The organism is Planktothricoides sp. SR001 (assembly GCF_001276715.1).
GTDB lineage: Bacteria > Cyanobacteriota > Cyanobacteriia > Cyanobacteriales > Laspinemataceae > Planktothricoides > Planktothricoides raciborskii.
The window spans coordinates 3,122-18,409 of the sequence record NZ_LIUQ01000002.1 but is presented as its reverse complement, the minus strand read 5'-3'; the positions used below and the strand labels follow the sequence as shown (position 1 = coordinate 18,409).

At 45.2% G+C, this 15,288-nt stretch carries 20 protein-coding genes; 16 read left to right on the top strand and 4 right to left on the bottom strand.

What is annotated here, in order from left to right; all coding sequences use genetic code 11:
- The coding region (locus tag AM228_RS33895) for a hypothetical protein (protein WP_197285191.1) at positions 1-183 on the top strand (183 nt) is incomplete at its 5' end.
- Between the two features lie 252 nt (positions 184-435).
- Positions 436-1,452, top strand: a complete 1,017-nt coding sequence (locus AM228_RS01310) for a DnaJ C-terminal domain-containing protein (protein WP_054464305.1) — start codon at positions 436-438, stop codon at positions 1,450-1,452.
- Between the two features lie 230 nt (positions 1,453-1,682).
- Here the strand turns inward: AM228_RS01310 and AM228_RS01305 are convergent, their stop codons facing one another.
- A complete protein-coding gene (locus AM228_RS01305; protein WP_054464304.1) occupies positions 1,683-4,463 on the bottom strand; it encodes a C2 family cysteine protease in 2,781 nt (926 codons plus the stop codon).
- 42 nt (positions 4,464-4,505) lie between these two features.
- Here AM228_RS01305 and AM228_RS34790 point away from each other — a divergent pair, with 42 nt between their 5' ends.
- The 3 genes from AM228_RS34790 to AM228_RS01295 all read left to right on the top strand — a co-directional run bounded on the left by AM228_RS34790 (position 4,506) and on the right by AM228_RS01295 (position 5,869).
- Positions 4,506-4,649, top strand: coding sequence for a hypothetical protein (locus tag AM228_RS34790; RefSeq protein WP_156331454.1), 144 nt, complete (start codon positions 4,506-4,508; stop codon positions 4,647-4,649).
- Between the two features lie 429 nt (positions 4,650-5,078).
- On the top strand, positions 5,079-5,372 hold the full coding sequence (gene clpS / locus AM228_RS01300) for an ATP-dependent Clp protease adapter ClpS (protein ID WP_054464303.1): 294 nt from the start codon (positions 5,079-5,081) through the stop codon (positions 5,370-5,372).
- Between the two features lie 200 nt (positions 5,373-5,572).
- Positions 5,573-5,869 (top strand): DUF2103 domain-containing protein, encoded by a 297-nt coding sequence (locus AM228_RS01295; protein ID WP_054464302.1) that lies wholly within the window; start codon positions 5,573-5,575, stop codon positions 5,867-5,869.
- Between the two features lie 363 nt (positions 5,870-6,232).
- On the opposite strand, the gene AM228_RS01290 is transcribed toward AM228_RS01295, so the two are convergent.
- Complete coding sequence (locus AM228_RS01290; protein WP_369817659.1) at positions 6,233-6,700, bottom strand: GNAT family N-acetyltransferase; 468 nt, start codon at positions 6,698-6,700, stop codon at positions 6,233-6,235.
- A 793-nt stretch (positions 6,701-7,493) separates the two neighbouring features.
- On the opposite strand from AM228_RS01290, the gene AM228_RS01285 reads away from it, so the two are divergent.
- Positions 7,494-8,219 (top strand): hypothetical protein, encoded by a 726-nt coding sequence (locus AM228_RS01285; RefSeq protein ID WP_054464300.1) that lies wholly within the window; start codon positions 7,494-7,496, stop codon positions 8,217-8,219.
- A gap of 158 nt (positions 8,220-8,377) precedes the next feature.
- Positions 8,378-9,235, top strand: a complete 858-nt coding sequence (locus AM228_RS01280; protein ID WP_054464299.1) for an alpha/beta fold hydrolase — start codon at positions 8,378-8,380, stop codon at positions 9,233-9,235.
- Positions 9,236-9,329: 94 nt separating this feature from the next.
- On the opposite strand, the gene tsaD is transcribed toward AM228_RS01280, so the two are convergent.
- Positions 9,330-10,376 (bottom strand): tRNA (adenosine(37)-N6)-threonylcarbamoyltransferase complex transferase subunit TsaD, encoded by a 1,047-nt coding sequence (gene tsaD, locus AM228_RS01275; RefSeq protein WP_054464298.1) that lies wholly within the window; start codon positions 10,374-10,376, stop codon positions 9,330-9,332.
- A gap of 169 nt (positions 10,377-10,545) precedes the next feature.
- Between tsaD and AM228_RS01270 the strand changes: the two genes are divergently transcribed.
- The 8 genes from AM228_RS01270 (at position 10,546) to AM228_RS35895 (ending at position 13,248) form a co-directional block, all read left to right on the top strand.
- Positions 10,546-11,025, top strand: a complete 480-nt coding sequence (locus AM228_RS01270) for a Photosystem I reaction center subunit III (protein ID WP_054464297.1) — start codon at positions 10,546-10,548, stop codon at positions 11,023-11,025.
- 96 nt (positions 11,026-11,121) lie between these two features.
- On the top strand, positions 11,122-11,247 hold the full coding sequence (gene psaJ / locus AM228_RS01265) for a photosystem I reaction center subunit IX (RefSeq protein ID WP_054464296.1): 126 nt from the start codon (positions 11,122-11,124) through the stop codon (positions 11,245-11,247).
- Positions 11,248-11,405: 158 nt separating this feature from the next.
- Positions 11,406-11,735 carry a hypothetical protein gene (locus AM228_RS01260; RefSeq protein WP_054464295.1) on the top strand — a complete coding sequence of 110 codons (330 nt, stop codon included), beginning with the start codon at positions 11,406-11,408 and terminating at the stop codon, positions 11,733-11,735.
- On the top strand, positions 11,736-11,954 hold the full coding sequence (locus AM228_RS33890; RefSeq protein ID WP_197285190.1) for a hypothetical protein: 219 nt from the start codon (positions 11,736-11,738) through the stop codon (positions 11,952-11,954). It abuts the gene before it with no gap.
- A gap of 29 nt (positions 11,955-11,983) precedes the next feature.
- Positions 11,984-12,304 carry a DUF2281 domain-containing protein gene (locus AM228_RS31555; RefSeq protein ID WP_156331474.1) on the top strand — a complete coding sequence of 107 codons (321 nt, stop codon included), beginning with the start codon at positions 11,984-11,986 and terminating at the stop codon, positions 12,302-12,304.
- The gene (locus tag AM228_RS01250; protein ID WP_369817656.1) at positions 12,270-12,647 is read left to right on the top strand and encodes a type II toxin-antitoxin system VapC family toxin; all 378 of its coding nucleotides are present in this window, start codon (positions 12,270-12,272) and stop codon (positions 12,645-12,647) included. The genes AM228_RS31555 and AM228_RS01250 overlap by 35 nt, the downstream gene beginning before the upstream one ends.
- Positions 12,648-12,818: 171 nt before the next feature.
- Positions 12,819-13,124, top strand: coding sequence for a nucleotidyltransferase family protein (locus tag AM228_RS01245; RefSeq protein ID WP_054464293.1), 306 nt, complete (start codon positions 12,819-12,821; stop codon positions 13,122-13,124).
- Complete coding sequence (locus AM228_RS35895; protein WP_255353127.1) at positions 13,117-13,248, top strand: hypothetical protein; 132 nt, start codon at positions 13,117-13,119, stop codon at positions 13,246-13,248. Before AM228_RS01245 ends, AM228_RS35895 begins: the two co-directional genes overlap by 8 nt.
- Positions 13,249-13,340: 92 nt before the next feature.
- On the opposite strand, the gene AM228_RS01240 is transcribed toward AM228_RS35895, so the two are convergent.
- Positions 13,341-14,357, bottom strand: coding sequence for a serine/threonine-protein kinase (locus AM228_RS01240; RefSeq protein ID WP_054464496.1), 1,017 nt, complete (start codon positions 14,355-14,357; stop codon positions 13,341-13,343).
- A gap of 233 nt (positions 14,358-14,590) precedes the next feature.
- Here AM228_RS01240 and AM228_RS01235 point away from each other — a divergent pair, with 233 nt between their 5' ends.
- Positions 14,591-15,160 (top strand): COP23 domain-containing protein, encoded by a 570-nt coding sequence (locus AM228_RS01235; RefSeq protein ID WP_231636530.1) that lies wholly within the window; start codon positions 14,591-14,593, stop codon positions 15,158-15,160.
- Positions 15,161-15,288 lie beyond the last annotated feature (128 nt).

The window sequence follows — 15,288 nt, the reverse complement described above, 5'->3', positions numbered from 1 at the left end:
CGTCCAATGGCAGACCGTCCGGTTTCTAGCGATCGTTCTGGTGGCGAGCGTCCGGGTAGCGATCGCTATCAATCAGATCGGAGTTATCGTCAACGGGGACGCTCTGGCGTCAATGAGTCAGTTCGTTACAATAATCCTTATCAGGATGAAGATTGGGGGGATGAAGATGATGATTGGTTGTAAAATTCTTTCTTCGCCCTCAAGAAAATCCCATCGGATGACCCGCAAGCATTGTCTCCTCGGCTGCTCTGGAAATCGGTAGTAGCCCAGGTGCAAAGCTAATTAATTTCGCAGAAACCGGGTTTCTATTGCAAATAACAGAGTTAACAGTTTGTTCTGGAAAAGAAGCCCGGTGACAGTAATGAAAACTTCCAGATGGGAACACTCATAAATGATGAACTCTCCAATTCAAAATCTAATATCTAACATTGATTGATGCAGAACTTTCGGAACTATTACGAGATTCTGGGAGTTCCCAGAGATGCCTCGAGTGATGAGATCAAGAAAATGTACCGCCGGTTAGCGCGGCAATATCACCCGGATTTAAATCCCGGGGACAAAGCGGCTGAAGAAAAATTTAAAGATATTGGCGAAGCTTATGAGGTCTTGTCAGATCCCAATAAGCGTTCTCAATATGACCAGTTCAGCCGCTTCTGGCAGCAGAAAGGATTTAAGGGTAAAACCCCCAGAGTCAAAACTTGGAATGCCCGCAATGGCACTCGCTCGGACATCGATCCGAGTCAATTTCCGGATTTTAATAGCTTTGTGGAAACTCTACTGGGTCATCAGCGGCAACAAGCCCCCAATGGGAGTGCCACCAGTAGTAGCTATCAAAGCAATCCGGTGAGAACCCCGGAAACGCCAAGTCAGCAGCGAAGTGCGGACGATTTTACCCCCGGTCGCACCAAGGTTGCCCGCACCGTGGCAACCACTCAAGCTCGTCGGGATATTGAGGCGCGACTGACTTTGCCTTTGGAAAAGGCTTATCTGGGCGGACATGAACGCATTCGCTTGGAAGATGGGCGATCGCTGGAAGTGGATATGCCCGCAGGCATGATTACCGGGCAGCGTCTCCGTCTAAGGGGTCAAGGAATTGGCGGCGGCGACCTCTATTTGAAAATTCAAGTGGCTCCCCATCCCTTTTTTAAGTTAGAAGGGGCGGATATTAGCTGTCAGGTGCCGGTGACTCCCAGTGAAGCGGTACTCGGTGGGGCGGTGGAAGTTCCTACTTTGGACGGATTGGTAAAAATGACCGTGCCTCCGGGACTGACTCATGGGAAGCGGTTGCGGTTAGCCAATAAAGGTTATCCCACAGGGAAAGGCGAACGGGGCGATCAACTTGTCGAAATTCAAATTGCTATTCCCAAGAATTTGACCGCTGAAGAAAAAGAACTCTATGAGAAGTTGCGTCAAATCGAGAGTTTTAAACCCCGGAAAAATTTGCCTGTTTGACCTCTAGAAAAAGTCAAAAGTTGAGAAAAATTATCGATATTTTAAGATAACTTTTGGCTTTTTCCAGTTTTAAATTTATTTAAGGGATAAATTAATAATTCACCATTCTCAATTGTCCATTATGCATTTTATTTCGATTCGGCCATAATATTTGCTGATAATAAAAAAACACCACGCTTCTTGGTAAAAATCAAGCGTGGTGTTTTCACAAATCGGATAATTAAATGAATCTATGGCGAGTCGGCTTGAGACAGACTCACCCCATCAAAGTTATTCAAAAATGTTTCAAAGGTGATAGCCACAAATCCATCATTAAGATTATCCACTGCTCCCTTGCTAGTATCTGTCCCCCAAGGATTCCGCACGAGAATCATCTTTCTACCGTTCATTTCATAAGCATTGTGGACACTGTAGGCATGGCCGCCAACTAACGCACCCTGAGAAAGCTTCTCTGCTTCTGAGATTGTGCCAGTCATCACATAGCGACCCTCGTTCAATGCAGTTTGAATGCGATTAAAGATTTCCTCCTGGGTAATACTCCCTAAATTATTATAGGAGCCGTCGATATCCTGCGAGAACTGGATCAAAGAATATTCTGGATCGGATTGAGAAGGATCCCAGGAAATTTCTTGGATAGCTTTACCTGTGACCCGTTTAAGGGATCTACCCCCAACATCGCCATTACCCATGACATCATAGCCATTTTTGCCCGTTTCTTGACCCCGCCACTTGGCATAAGCTCGTTCAAAAATGGCACCCCAGATCCGTTGGCCAGAAGCTTCCGTCGGTTCGACAGGGTTGAGATTGTCCCAGGTCGCCCCAAACAAGTTATCGTCTTTGGTGACTACTTGGTTGTTCACCATGACATTTCCCGGTTGACTCGTTAAGTAGTTGTAGAACTTGAGGGTATAGTTGCTGCCATCGGTAGTAATGGCACTATTGAGAACTTCACTCTGCTTCAAGTTAGCCGTGCTGGGATCTTCAATTTTACCGAAGGTAGCCGCTAGTGCTGCAATAAAGGCACAGTTACCAAAGTTGCCCTGGTTCAAGTTATTGAGTTGGATTGGAGTAATTAGACCACCTGTGAGGGGCTGATAGACTAAGTTATGGAGTACATCTTGTGTCAGCCCTGTATCAGCGCGATCGCCTTCCTCGTTAAAGATAGGGGGTGGCAGCTGATCGGAAATTGACGAGGCAGCGGTGGACACCACACTAGAACTTGATAAAGAATCGCTTCCTTCTTCAGACTGATCGTCACTGCTGGCGCTATCACTGCTGAAAACGGTTTGAGTGACGGTTCCTGTGAGCGTGGTATTTAGGGTGTATTCGCCAATACCCGGAGAATCGACACTAGAGGCATAGACCACATATTGTCCCCCTTGCTCGGAGGTGAAACTGACTTGAGCATTGAAGTTGCCTCCCTCAGTGTCTATGTCATCGTTTTCTGCAATCACTTCCCCAGTGATCAAATCCACCACAGTCAGATAGGCATCGAAATCCTTGGATTCCTGTGTGATGGTGACGGTTAACCCAGCCCCTATTTCTGAAAGGAGATAAGGATCGGCATAGTTTTCGTCATCGTTAAAATCAAAGGCATCGTTTTGATCCAGGGTGCCAGTGGTGGGAACGCCTGGGAAGAGTGGGTTATAGCTTTCAATCCCAACCCGGCTACCCGGTTCGGAAATAGAAAGAATTTCGTAGGCTGTTCCCGCGCCAAGGGCGGTGACATTGACGTAGTAGGTGCCAGGGCTGATGACATCCTGCTGGATTTCATTGGTTCCCTGGGCAATGGTTTCATCGGCGTCTAACTGGTTGTTGCCATTGGTATCGCTCCACAGAGTGAGGTTGAGATCCGCCTCCTGGTAGGTGGTGAACAGATCCAGATATCCCCCATTGAGGACTTCTAGGCGATAGGTATCTACCGCATCCGTGCCGCCAAGGTAGTCATGCAGTTCTACTTCCCCGTCGGGGGGCAGGAGACGAGCGGTACTGGGTTCAGACCCTGCCAAATCCCGCGCTACAGTTCCGGCGACCCCGGAAATACTCAGGTTGTAGCTGGTGTCTCCCTCAAATTGCTCTACGCCAATGAAATATCGGCCTTGGTCGAGGGTGACGTTTTCGATCGCTTCATCGGCATTGCCCCATCGACTTGATGCGGAGATAATTTCGTCTCCCCCTAATTCTCCATCGGCATCCAAATCCTGATAGAGAAATAAATCCGCATCAGCAGTTAAGCCGGTGAGACTGAGGTCAACAATACTGGTTTCCGTTACCTGGAGTTCAAAGAAGTCCTGATAATCGGTTTCCCCGACTTGCCCCTGAATGCTGGTTTGTCCCGGTAGGGCATTGAGTACCGTGGCTCCGGACTCTGTATCATCACGAGTGGCTCGCACGGTGCTGAATGTCCCGGTGAGTTCTTCTGCGGTTACTCCCTGAACTCGGGCGAGAAACTCTCCTGTGGCAGTTAAGGAAATAAATGTCTCGGTACCTACGGTTTCCAGGGTGAGATCCGCTTCGGTGAGGTTGTCATTTGCCCCATCAGTGACGGCAAATACATCACCATCTTCTACGCTAAAGTCGGTAATGACATCGGCTAGGTTGCGATCGCTGCTGCCATGTCGAATATCCAGAACAAAGGCATCGGAGCCATCCCCTCCGGTCAGGGTATCAGTTCCGGCATCTCCGGCGAGGAAATCATCCCCGACTCCGCCATCCAAGAGGTCATTACCTTGACCGCCAAAGATGACATCATTGCCCCGTTCCCCAAAGATCAGGTCGTCTCCCCGGTTGCCTAAAAGCAAATCGGATCCCCGACCCCCTTGGAGTGTGTCGTTTCCGTCCATGCCATAGAGGGTGTCAGCCCCAGTGTTGCCATGTATCGCATCTGGATTGCCGGAACCGACGATTAAATCTTGGCCACCCAGCCCCCGAATGATCGCGCCACTGGGTATTTCGGCACCAATGGTAAATAAATTTACCGAATCATCTAAGTCAAAAAAGTTGTCCGCCATAGATTAAACTCCTGTTGCAGCTACCTCTGATTTCCATTGCAGATGTATAGTCAGCCGGTTCAGGCTGAGAAAAAGGAGGCGATCTCGATTGATCGGGCGATCGCCTCCTTTTTCAGGCTGGCTTCCTGGGACAGTTTATCGGCGGAAATATTAAGTAATTCAGCAATTAAGCGGTTTTGCTGTTAAATTCCCAGGCGCTTGCCTCACTTAGGTGAGTGGAATCTCGCTGAAGTTTCCTCATATCTTGCCTTGATCTGTCACCGGATCCAAGCGACTAATGGAAACGCTTACCGTAGCTTATATTTATAAGTCTGATAAGATAAACTTAATTGTGTGTCATGTCAATTTCCATGTTCAAGAGATGGTGACAAAACTGATAGTTGCTTTTGGGTTGACAAAAAACACTCATTAATGTATAAAAAGCACAAATTTTTTGCTGGGAGATTAATCCCAGCGATCGCCTCTGAATCAGCCATTGATGAGCAATTAGGGATAAATTAGGGATAAATTAGGGATAACTTGCGATCGCCCCAGGGTAAAACATGGGATGATGTGGCTGGCAATTGTTACAATAAGTCGAATATTGTGACAATAAGTAGAATATTGATCAGTTATATGGCTACAGCACCGACTGTCGCTCCGAAACCGACTAATCAAGTTACCCGGAAACCTTATCCGAATTACAAGGTAATTGTACTCAACGATGATTTTAATACGTTTCAGCACGTTGCAGAATGCTTGGTGAAATATATTCCCGGCATGACTAGCGATCGGGCTTGGGCTTTGACGAATCAAGTTCACTTTGAAGGTCAAGCAATTGTCTGGGTTGGCCCCCAAGAACCCGCCGAACTGTATCATCAGCAGCTTAGTCGTGCTGGTTTGACGATGGCACCTTTAGAAGCGGCATAGTTACACAAATATAGTTAAATATAGTTAGACATGGCTAGATATACCTAGATATACATAGATATACCTAGATATACCTAGATATAGTTAGATAAATCAGGACAGAAAACGGGGCGATCGCCACCAAAAAGGTGCGGTTTTTTTGTCGCCAATGGTAGCCCCCATTCCATAAATTAAATTACTGGTGAATTTGGGAAAAATCTATGGGCAAGCCCTCTGGTGGTCGGATCGTTTTTAATCACTCAACCCACATACCCGGGTTGATTGCCATTCTAGAAAAATTGGCTCTTTACGAAGGGGTAAATACCATTACTCCCGGAGTGATTGGTCGAGCCAAAGGTCATTGTCCGAAGATGACATTAAAAATTTCCGTGCCGATTCGCGGTGGGTTTAAAGTGATTGCTCGGCAAGGAAAAACCGTGCAAGAAGTTTTTATTATTACTGAGTTAAGTCAAACAGAATTAGAATCGGCGATCGCGGCTTCTCTCACCCTTAAATAACCTACAGCGCTTCGCGTCCTTGGAACTTCGGATCTGGCACTATTGGAACCGTTTGTGGGCTTTTTGAGAATTAGACTACACTCCATAACAGAGGAACCTGCTGTAACAGGAAAATATAGCCTCTAATTATAGCCTCTAATTATAGCCTCTAATTTTTCTGACACCCATCTGAATGAAGGAATTTGAGAGAGAATCTAGCAAAAACCGCTCTTGAACCCGACCCAATTAAAAAGTGATTTTACTAGATAATACACTGAGATTGTTGGAGCGGTTTTCATGGAAGATTCATCAGGAATGACTAGGGGATAAAAATCAATTTCTCCTACAATTCCTCCTAATTGATTGTTGGGTCGAAAACTGAGGTTAATTGTTAGGATACCAAAACATTCCTTTAATCCCTTCTGGATCGGGAATAAACCCTAACAAACGGTAAAAATCAACCACTTGGGGATCGGCAAAAAGGGTGATATTACTAATATCTTCTCGACGCAGCTTTTGAATGGTATAATCCATTAAAGCTTTACCTAGACCTTTTCCTTGGTATTTCGGCAGAACGACGACATCCCAAATTGTGGCATTAAACGCATGGTCCGAAGTAGCCCTGGCGAAGCCAATCAGCCGGCGCCGGTTTCCTCGCACTTCCCATAAGGAAACCACAAGAAAACTATGCTGAATTGCTTTTTTGACTTTACGCAAAGGACGACGAGCCCAACCAACCGCATCACAGAGTTCTTCAAGTTCGTATAGGTCAATCTGTCGATCTGTACTGAAATAAATGCGAATGTTACTGTCAAGCAGATTTATCGTCCCATTCGGGGCATACAGATCCATTGACTCTATGTTGGCTGTGGCCGATTCAGGCGTGGTAAATAAGTTTTTCCAAAAACCCATGCAGGTTTGGTTCTTTGTGTAAATAAGATGGACGATTTCGATCCCATGACAGGATCCACAGACATTGGTGAGGTTAACCCATTCGCTAAATAGGATTACCCCAGGGAAGGCGATCGCCTATAACCGTTTTATTCGGTCTTTTCAGTGCTGATTGGTGACAGAGTGGCGCCACGCAACTGCGCTCTTTCCGGCGATCGCTCAATATGTTCTTCCAAGTCTAACAGCTTACCAAAGAAAGTCTTTGACTGTAAAATCTCTTTGGCTGAGATCGGATTTTTTTCCCGGATGCCGCTGACTTATATATATAATTTTTTTATAAAAATTAAAATGTTAGATAATATTTATTAAAATTTTACGGGGGCGGGTAGCGAAAAATCGCTCTCTGGGACAAGAATACGCTATGGTGTTCTTGGGAGGGTGCGACGATTGTGGTCTGAAATTTTAATCAATATCCTTTTTTCTCAGGCTGAGTCGGCACCTGCTGCTGGATTGGATTAAACAGCGTTTCGGGCTAGGCACCCCAAAAAAAGAGCCGACTAGGAAGAGCCGACTGGAAAGGCCGACTGTGCCAAACTGGGGTAGGAAAGAAATGACTGAGTGGTTTGACATCCTGGAATACCCTCTAATCAGTTAAAAAGAAGACAACAGGTATGCTTTTGAGTCTTCTGTGCAAAACACAAGGCTGCTACCTTTTATCTGTTGTTGATCGGGCAACCAACATTTCCCCCCAACTATGGCAACGGGTTTAAAATCCTCGACACTGGAACTTCTGAAGCGCTTTAACCGAGCGTTTCCCCAGTTTTACGAACAATTTGTGAATAATGAAACCCAACTTCAAAATCTGAAGCTGGCTTACCAACTTTACAAAACTAGGCAAGCAGTCATTGACCTCAGACCGGAAGGTAACAAGACGGTCTTGTATTTTGCTTATCGCAATCAGTCTTTTCTCCTGAGTGATATTTTTGGCGTGCTGGCAGCATACGGGTTAACGATTCATAATCTGAGTTTGCATGGCCAAATTTATCCGCCGATGCTGGTGTTTATCAATATGGTCTTGTCCCGTGGAGGCAAGCCTTTGAAGGAACAAACTTCAGAAAATGTCGCTCGCGCTATTCGAGAAGCTTTAGCGGGTTATTTTGAAGTTGAAGAAATGCTGGCAGTGGAGTTTAATCTAGACGCGGGTTTGAAGGATGTGGTGACAGAGTTTTATGTGGATCAGGTGTTCCATCTACCGGCGCTTTTGATTGAGGCGGAAAACCAGCCCGGTTTGTTTTATAAGGTGATGTATGCCATTTGGCAGGAAGATTTACTGGTGGTGAATGTGAATTTGTTTTTCTGGAGAGGGCGCACCCGTTTGATTCTCTACCTCCTCGGCCCGAATGAAAGTTTGATTCCCGATTATCTGGGACAAAAAATTGCCGAAGGGGTGCGCGATCGCCTTTTAGGGAGACGATTTTAATGTATAATATAATTATATGTTATATGTTATATGTTATCTGTTATTCGTTATTTGGTTTAGAGCAAAACTAACAAATAACAAACAACAAATAACAAACAACAAACAACAAATAACCATAAATTGACCAATCTGAGAACCGTTCAGGATAAAATAAGATTATGGCTATGATTGATATTCTCGGGGTTGGTCACGCTTACGATTTAACCGCTCCCACCGATTCTCCCGTTGTTTTGGTGTTTATCCACGGCTGGCTTCTCAGCCGTCAATATTGGCAACCCTTGATTTCTCGCCTTTCTCCTGAGTATCAATGTCTGGCGTATGATTTACGCGGATTTGGTGATTCTCAACCCCCTGGGGACTCGCCAACGGAATTTCATCGTGACTATACTCCTGCTGCTTATGCCAAAGATTTGGGCATTTTGTTGGATAAGTTGGGGATTGGTCATGCGTGGTTAATTGGTCACTCTTTGGGGGGCACGATCGCTCTCTGGACTGGGGTAAGTTTGCCCGAACAGGTGAAAGGTATCATTTGCATTAATTCTGGTGGGGGAATTTATATCAAAGAAGAGTTTGAACGGTTTCGTTCCGTCGGGGAGCAGTTGGTGAAACTGCGCCCCCGTTGGTTGTGCTATTTACCCTGGCTGGATTGGTTGTTTAGCCGGGACAGTGTGGCCCGTCCAGTGGAACGTTGCTGGGGACGGCAAAGACTGATTGATTTTGTCAGTGCTGACTCGGATGCCGCGAGGGGTACTTTGCTCGATTCCACTACGGAGGCGGAAGTCCATCGACTCCCCCAGTTAGTTTCCCAGCTAAAGCAGCCGGTTTATTTTTTGGCGGGCGACCAAGATCAAGTGATGGAACCCCGATATGTGAGACATTTGGCCAGTTTTCACTATCTGTTCGGCGGCTGTCACGAGAATGTGATTTCTATTCCCAATTGCGGTCATTTGTCTATGGTGGAACAGCCGGATTTTGTGGCTGACCAAATTCGCGATCGCCTGAAAACTCATTTGTAGGATTGGGTTCTTGGCAGAAACCGGGTTTCTGTTGTAAGCAACAGAGTTAACGGTTTCATGCGGGAAAGAAACCCGGTTTCTATTTGAGGCAAGGTTAGTGGTTTTGGTAAAGATTCATTACGTCGGCGATCGCCATCCGGGATTTTGCCCCCAAAGTTAAGGGGGAATGATGACCCCGGTTGAGGTGGGCTGCTGCCGCACAACCAATCATCGCCGCGTTGTCGGTGCAGTATTTCAATGGGGGAAAAATTACCCGCAAATTATGGGCGATCGCTGCGGTTTGTAAGTGACTGCGTAAGCTACTGTTGGCGGCGACGCCTCCGCCGACTACAATGGTATCCAGTCCGTAATCTGTGGCACAGGCGATCGCCCGTTTAGTCAGGGATTTGGCTACCGTAGCTTGAAAACTGGCGGCTAAATCGGCGATCGGCATTTCCCCCGGTTCTGCCTGTAATTTTTCCACCAATCGCATCACAGCGGTTTTTAAGCCGCTAAAACTGGAATCGTAGGGATGATATCCCCCTTCTGGCAAAGATATTTTTCCTTCCGGTAAAGCAAACGCCTTGGGATTGCCGGATCGGGCGATTTTGTCAATCACAGGCCCCCCTGGGTAGCCCAAATTTAATAATCTGGCGACTTTATCAAAGGCTTCTCCCGCTGCATCATCACGAGTTTGCCCTAGGGTTTGATAAGTCCCACAATCTTTCACATAAATTAGGCTGGTGTGACCCCCAGAAACCAACAGACAGAGAAATGGGGGCTGTAACTCCGGTTCGGCGAGGTAGGAGGCATGAATATGCCCTTCTAAGTGGTGAATGCCTAAAAATGGCTTACTGTGTACGATCGCCAGGGTTTTTCCGGCAGTTAACCCCACCAATAACGCCCCCACCAGACCTGGTGTACAGGTGGCGGCAATGCCGTCGATCGCCCCCCAGTCGGTTTGGGCATCGCGGAATGCTTGGGCGATCGCCTGATTCACCGTCTCTAAATGGCATCGGGATGCCACCTCTGGCACCACTCCACCATAGACTTGATGCTGAGAAATTTGAGATGTGACGACATTACTTAAAACTTGACAATTCTTAACAATTGCCACGGAAGTTTCATCACAACTTGTTTCGATTGCTAAAACTTGTGCCATTATCTGCTAATTTGGCTTGATATGTTGCCCATTTGTAGTAGCTTAAATTTTAATGGGTTAACAGTGCAGGGTACAATCAGTTTCCAGTTGTGGGAATAACGCTGATTTCAGTAAGTCTGCACATTTTGTAACACAACTTATCATTCCGTAACAAAAGGTAACAATCTCAATGAGAAAATTCTTAGCGCTCATCTTGGCGGTTTGCCTCTGGTTTAGTTTCGCTCCCATTGCTTCGGCGGATTATGCTAATCTGACCCCCTGTGCTGACAATGCTGCATTTATCCAACGGGCGAAAAGTGCCACCACTGAACAAGCCAAAGCACGCTTTGAACAATATTCTTCACTGTTGTGTGGCGAAGAGGGTTTACCTCACTTAATTGTGGATGGAAATTTAGCTCATGCTGGTGAATTTCTGATTCCTAGCATTCTATTTCTCTATATCGCTGGTTACATTGGTTGGGCTGGTCGTTCTTATCTCCAAGCGATCAAAAAAGAAGGCAATGCCGAGGAAAAAGAAATCATTATCGATATTCCTTTGGCGATTAAATGCTCTCTCGGTGCCGCCGCTTGGCCCGTTGCCGCTTTAGGCGAAATGACCAGTGGCGCCATGTTTGCCAAAGATAATGAGATTACTGTTTCCCCCCGTTAATCCCATTAGATGATGGTCCGAAACGCAAATTTCATTAATTCGTCAATGACTCAGCTATGATTTAACAAATCCACTCTAAAATTTGGAGAAGCCCTCATGCAAGATTTGCTCAAGTATCTGTCTACGGCTCCAGTTGTGTTAGCCATTTGGATGTTTATTACTGCGGGAATTTTAATTGAATTTAACCGCTTTTTCCCAGACTTACTGTTCCATCCCATGTAATTTCGCTCAAATTTAGCGGCGATTTTCCCGGTTGGAAAACGATTCTTAACATTTCTACTCTTGGTTGATTTTTTGGCGATCGCTTTTCTGATTCAGAAATAGCGATCGCTTTTTACTGAATTGGCGGATTCAAAATATTCCCAGGATTAGCTTATTTTATGGAACCGATTTTAATGATTTTGGTGTTTATGAAATGGCTGCAAGAAAAACCGGCCATGTTTTTACCAACTTCATGGCAAGATTTGCCGAATTTGAAACAAGATTTAGCAGAATTGAATGATGATGAAATTTTCCCCATTGCCCACACTATTGGTAAATGGTGTTCTAAACATAATCTGGGGGAAGCATTAAGTAAAGATACTGATTGGATGGAAGTGGCAGAACCCCTGGATGATAATTCTCGGTTCCCTGATGATATAGAGAATCCTTTGGAGTTACTTTGTCAATTGATTTCTCAGCAATATCAAGTTTTGGCAGGCGATCGCTAATTGTCTGGGGTTGATGGTGGGGGTATAGAAACCGGGTTTCTGTTGTGGGTATCAGGAGTTATCTGTGGAATGCGGAAAAGAAACCCGGTTTCTGGGTTTCTGGGGGTTTTGGGGTTGATGGTGGGGGTCGAGAAACCGGGTTTCTGTTGTGGGTATCAGAGGTTATCTGTGGAATGCGGAGAAGAAACCCGGTTTCTGGGTTATATGGGTTATATATAATGAAATTATCGCCAATTGGGACAATCACTATGAAATCAGCCCTAAATTTAGCCGAAACGATCGCCGCGAAAATGCAAGATTTATCCGATCGACGACAACAACAGGTACTCGATTTTATTGAGTTTCTGCTTCAGCAAGATGCACCCACTGAGAAATTCCTGCATCCTGATGGTCGTCCCATGTCCGCATTGGAAGCTGCGGGAGATTTGGTGGGTTCTGTGGATGGAGGACCAGGGGATTTATCAACTAATAAGAAATACTTGGAAGGACCGCAATTCGATGAAACAAAACGTATTGCTGGATACGGGACCCCTAGTGTCTCTAGTGAACCGTCGAGAAGCCTTTCATAATTGGGCGATCGCGCAGTTACAGGACATTAAACCTCCTTTGTTCACTTGTGAAGCGGTGGTAACAGAAGCGTGTTTTCTGTTATCACGGGTTTATCAAGGGGAAAAACAAGTCTTGTCCTTGCTTCGGAGTGAGGTTATTTGTCTCAAATTCAATCTGAACGATGAACTCAGAGAAATTGACGAATTGATGCAACGCTATCAGTCTGTACCCATGTCTCTAGCGGATGCTTGTTTAGTCAGAATGGCTGAATTAAATCCCGCTAGTGAGATATTAACATTAGATAGTGATTTTCTGATTTATCGGAAATTCCGCAGTCAAACGATTTCTCTGATTATGCCTTAAGTGGGGCTCTAGAAACCGGGTTTCTGTTGTGGGTATTAGGGGTTATCTGTGGGATGCAAAAAAGAAACCCGGTTTCTGGGAGTGTCTGCGGTCATGCTTCGCCCCTACAGGGGTAAACAAAAATTGTCGCAGAAACCCAATTTCTTAGTTATCTGTTTTTGAGGTTAAGATATGAATTCATGCGCGATCGAACGCGGGAAAGTTTTAGAAGTCCTGGGTCAACTCAAACCAATATTAAAAGACAAATATGGGGTGATTCGGTTAGGAATTTTTGGTTCTTTTGCTAGAAATGAAGCCACAGAGAGCAGCGATGTGGATGTGGTTTTGGAAATGGAAGAACCTAATCTATTTATGATAGTTCATATTAAGGCAGAAATCGAAAAAAATCTGGGTAAAACAGTTGATTTAGTGCGTTATCGAGAGCGGATGAACCCTTACTTAAAATGCCGAATTGACCGCGAGGCTATCTATGTCTGACCAATCTCTAATTTATGAAAAGTTGCTCCAAATTGAAGCCGCTTTAGAACGAATTAATCGGAGATTTTCCGGGATTGAATCTCCTGATGATTTTCTGGATAGCGATCTGGTTTTCTGGGGTTGATGGTGGGGGTCTAGAAACCGGGTTTCTGTTGTGGGTATCAGAGGTTATCTGTGGGATGCGGAGAAGAAACCCGGTTTCTGGGGCTGTTGTTTCTACCAATTATCTGTTTTTTGAGGATTTTCTGGGATATTTGGTGCGGTATTATTCAGGGAAGAGTGAATAAATAAACCCAAACTTATGCCAATAATTGCTGTTAAAAATACTGACAGATAAATTAATAATAAATTTTGCGGATTTGCCCCCTTGACAGTTGGCGGTGGTGGGGATATAATTGTGATAGTTATGGCTGACAAAGCTTCGGTAGCATTTTGATAACGTTTGGCCGAATTATATGCCACCATTTTATTTAAAACAGCCGCTAATTCGGCACTGACAGAAGCTTGATTTTGCCAGATAATTTCTAAGCTGTTGGGGTCGCGAGGTAATTGTTGGGGAAGTAGTCCGGTTAAGGCTTGAATTGCCAGCATTCCCACCGCATGAATATCGCTGGAAAAATTGGGATAACCTTTCTCTTGTTCGTCGGGCATATATCCGGGCGTACCAATGGGCAAGGTAAAGGTAATTGTTCCCTGTTGATTGGTGGGTTTTGTGGCAATTTGTTTCACAGCCCCAAAGTCAATTAAGACGATTTTTCCGTCACTGCTACGGCGACGGATATTCGCGGGTTTGATATCTCGATGAATGATGTTTTGTTTGTGGACAAATTCTAGTGTTTCTAGGATTTCTCGTAATAGTTGGCTTACTTCTGGTTCACTGAGTTTGTTCCTATTTTGCGGCGGTATTTCCTCGGTTAAATCATGGCCTTCAATATATTCTTGAACTAGATAAAATTCTTGGTTTTCCTCAAAGTGGGCGAATAATTTGGGGATTTGCCGAGGAACTTCAGAAGGTTCTCCGAGTTTGTACAGAACTTGCGCTTCTCTTTCAAATAAAATTTTCGCCGCTTGTAATACGAAGGGCTTGTTAGATTGGGGTTTAAGTTTCTTTACAATCCGATATGGGCGATCGGGAAGATGGGTATCTCGCGCTAGATAAGTTTCGCCAAATCCACCTTTGCCTAAGAATTTTTCTATTTGGTAATGTCCGCCAAGAATTTGTCCGGTTATCATATATAAGGGATGCACTGGGGGCATAATTCCACAAAATAATTACAGCTTACGCAATGCTTGCGCCCGCTTACGCAATGCTTGCGCCCGCTTATTTTATTTTGGCATAATAAAAAAATAGGAGCGCTACTTATATATCTTACCGATACCTAACCGATATTTGGCCGAGATGTCTTGTAGCTATAGTTATCCGATATTTTAACCGACATAACCAACCCTAGAGGACTGAAAATATTATGAAATTGTCATATTTGCTGTTGGTGCTGGTGGTTGCGGTTTTGGCTGGTTTTGGTTTAGGGGCTTTTTTAAATCAGGCGCCATTAAGTACCGCTGAAGGGCAAAATAGTCAGGAACCGGAAGAACCGACTACTTTTAAATGCGTTCAAGGGAACAGTGGTTGGGCAACGATCGCTGAACAGGGTAACGCGGTGTCCAAAACCCCCCTGTTTACTTGGAATAGCGAGGAGTTTGGGGACAACTGGACGCCAGAAAACCGTTGTTATGAGGTGACGAGAAGGCTAAACGTTTTCGTAGGGAAAAATGGCGGGAAGTTATCCAATTTGAATTTAACTTATGGGACGCTGCGCGGGGAAGAGGTGGTTTGTGTGGTGAATCAGCAGTCAAACTGCACCGATGATAACCTACTGTTTACCCTGAGTCAGAAAAACGCCGCAACTCCCAGAACGGCGATCGCGAAGATTACTGATTTTAGCCAAGGTAAGGCTAATGCTAAAGAGATAGACGAGGAGGGTTATCCCCAGTATTTTCCTTTAAAGGGCTTGGTGAATTTTTCGGGAAGCTGGTGAGAGAAACCGGGTTTCTGTTATGGGTATGTAGGGGCGAAGCATTCCGGCAAATAATTTGGGGCTCCAACAGAGAATATATTACCGGAATGCTTCGCCCTCTGTTATAGGGGTTATCTGTGGGGGTATAG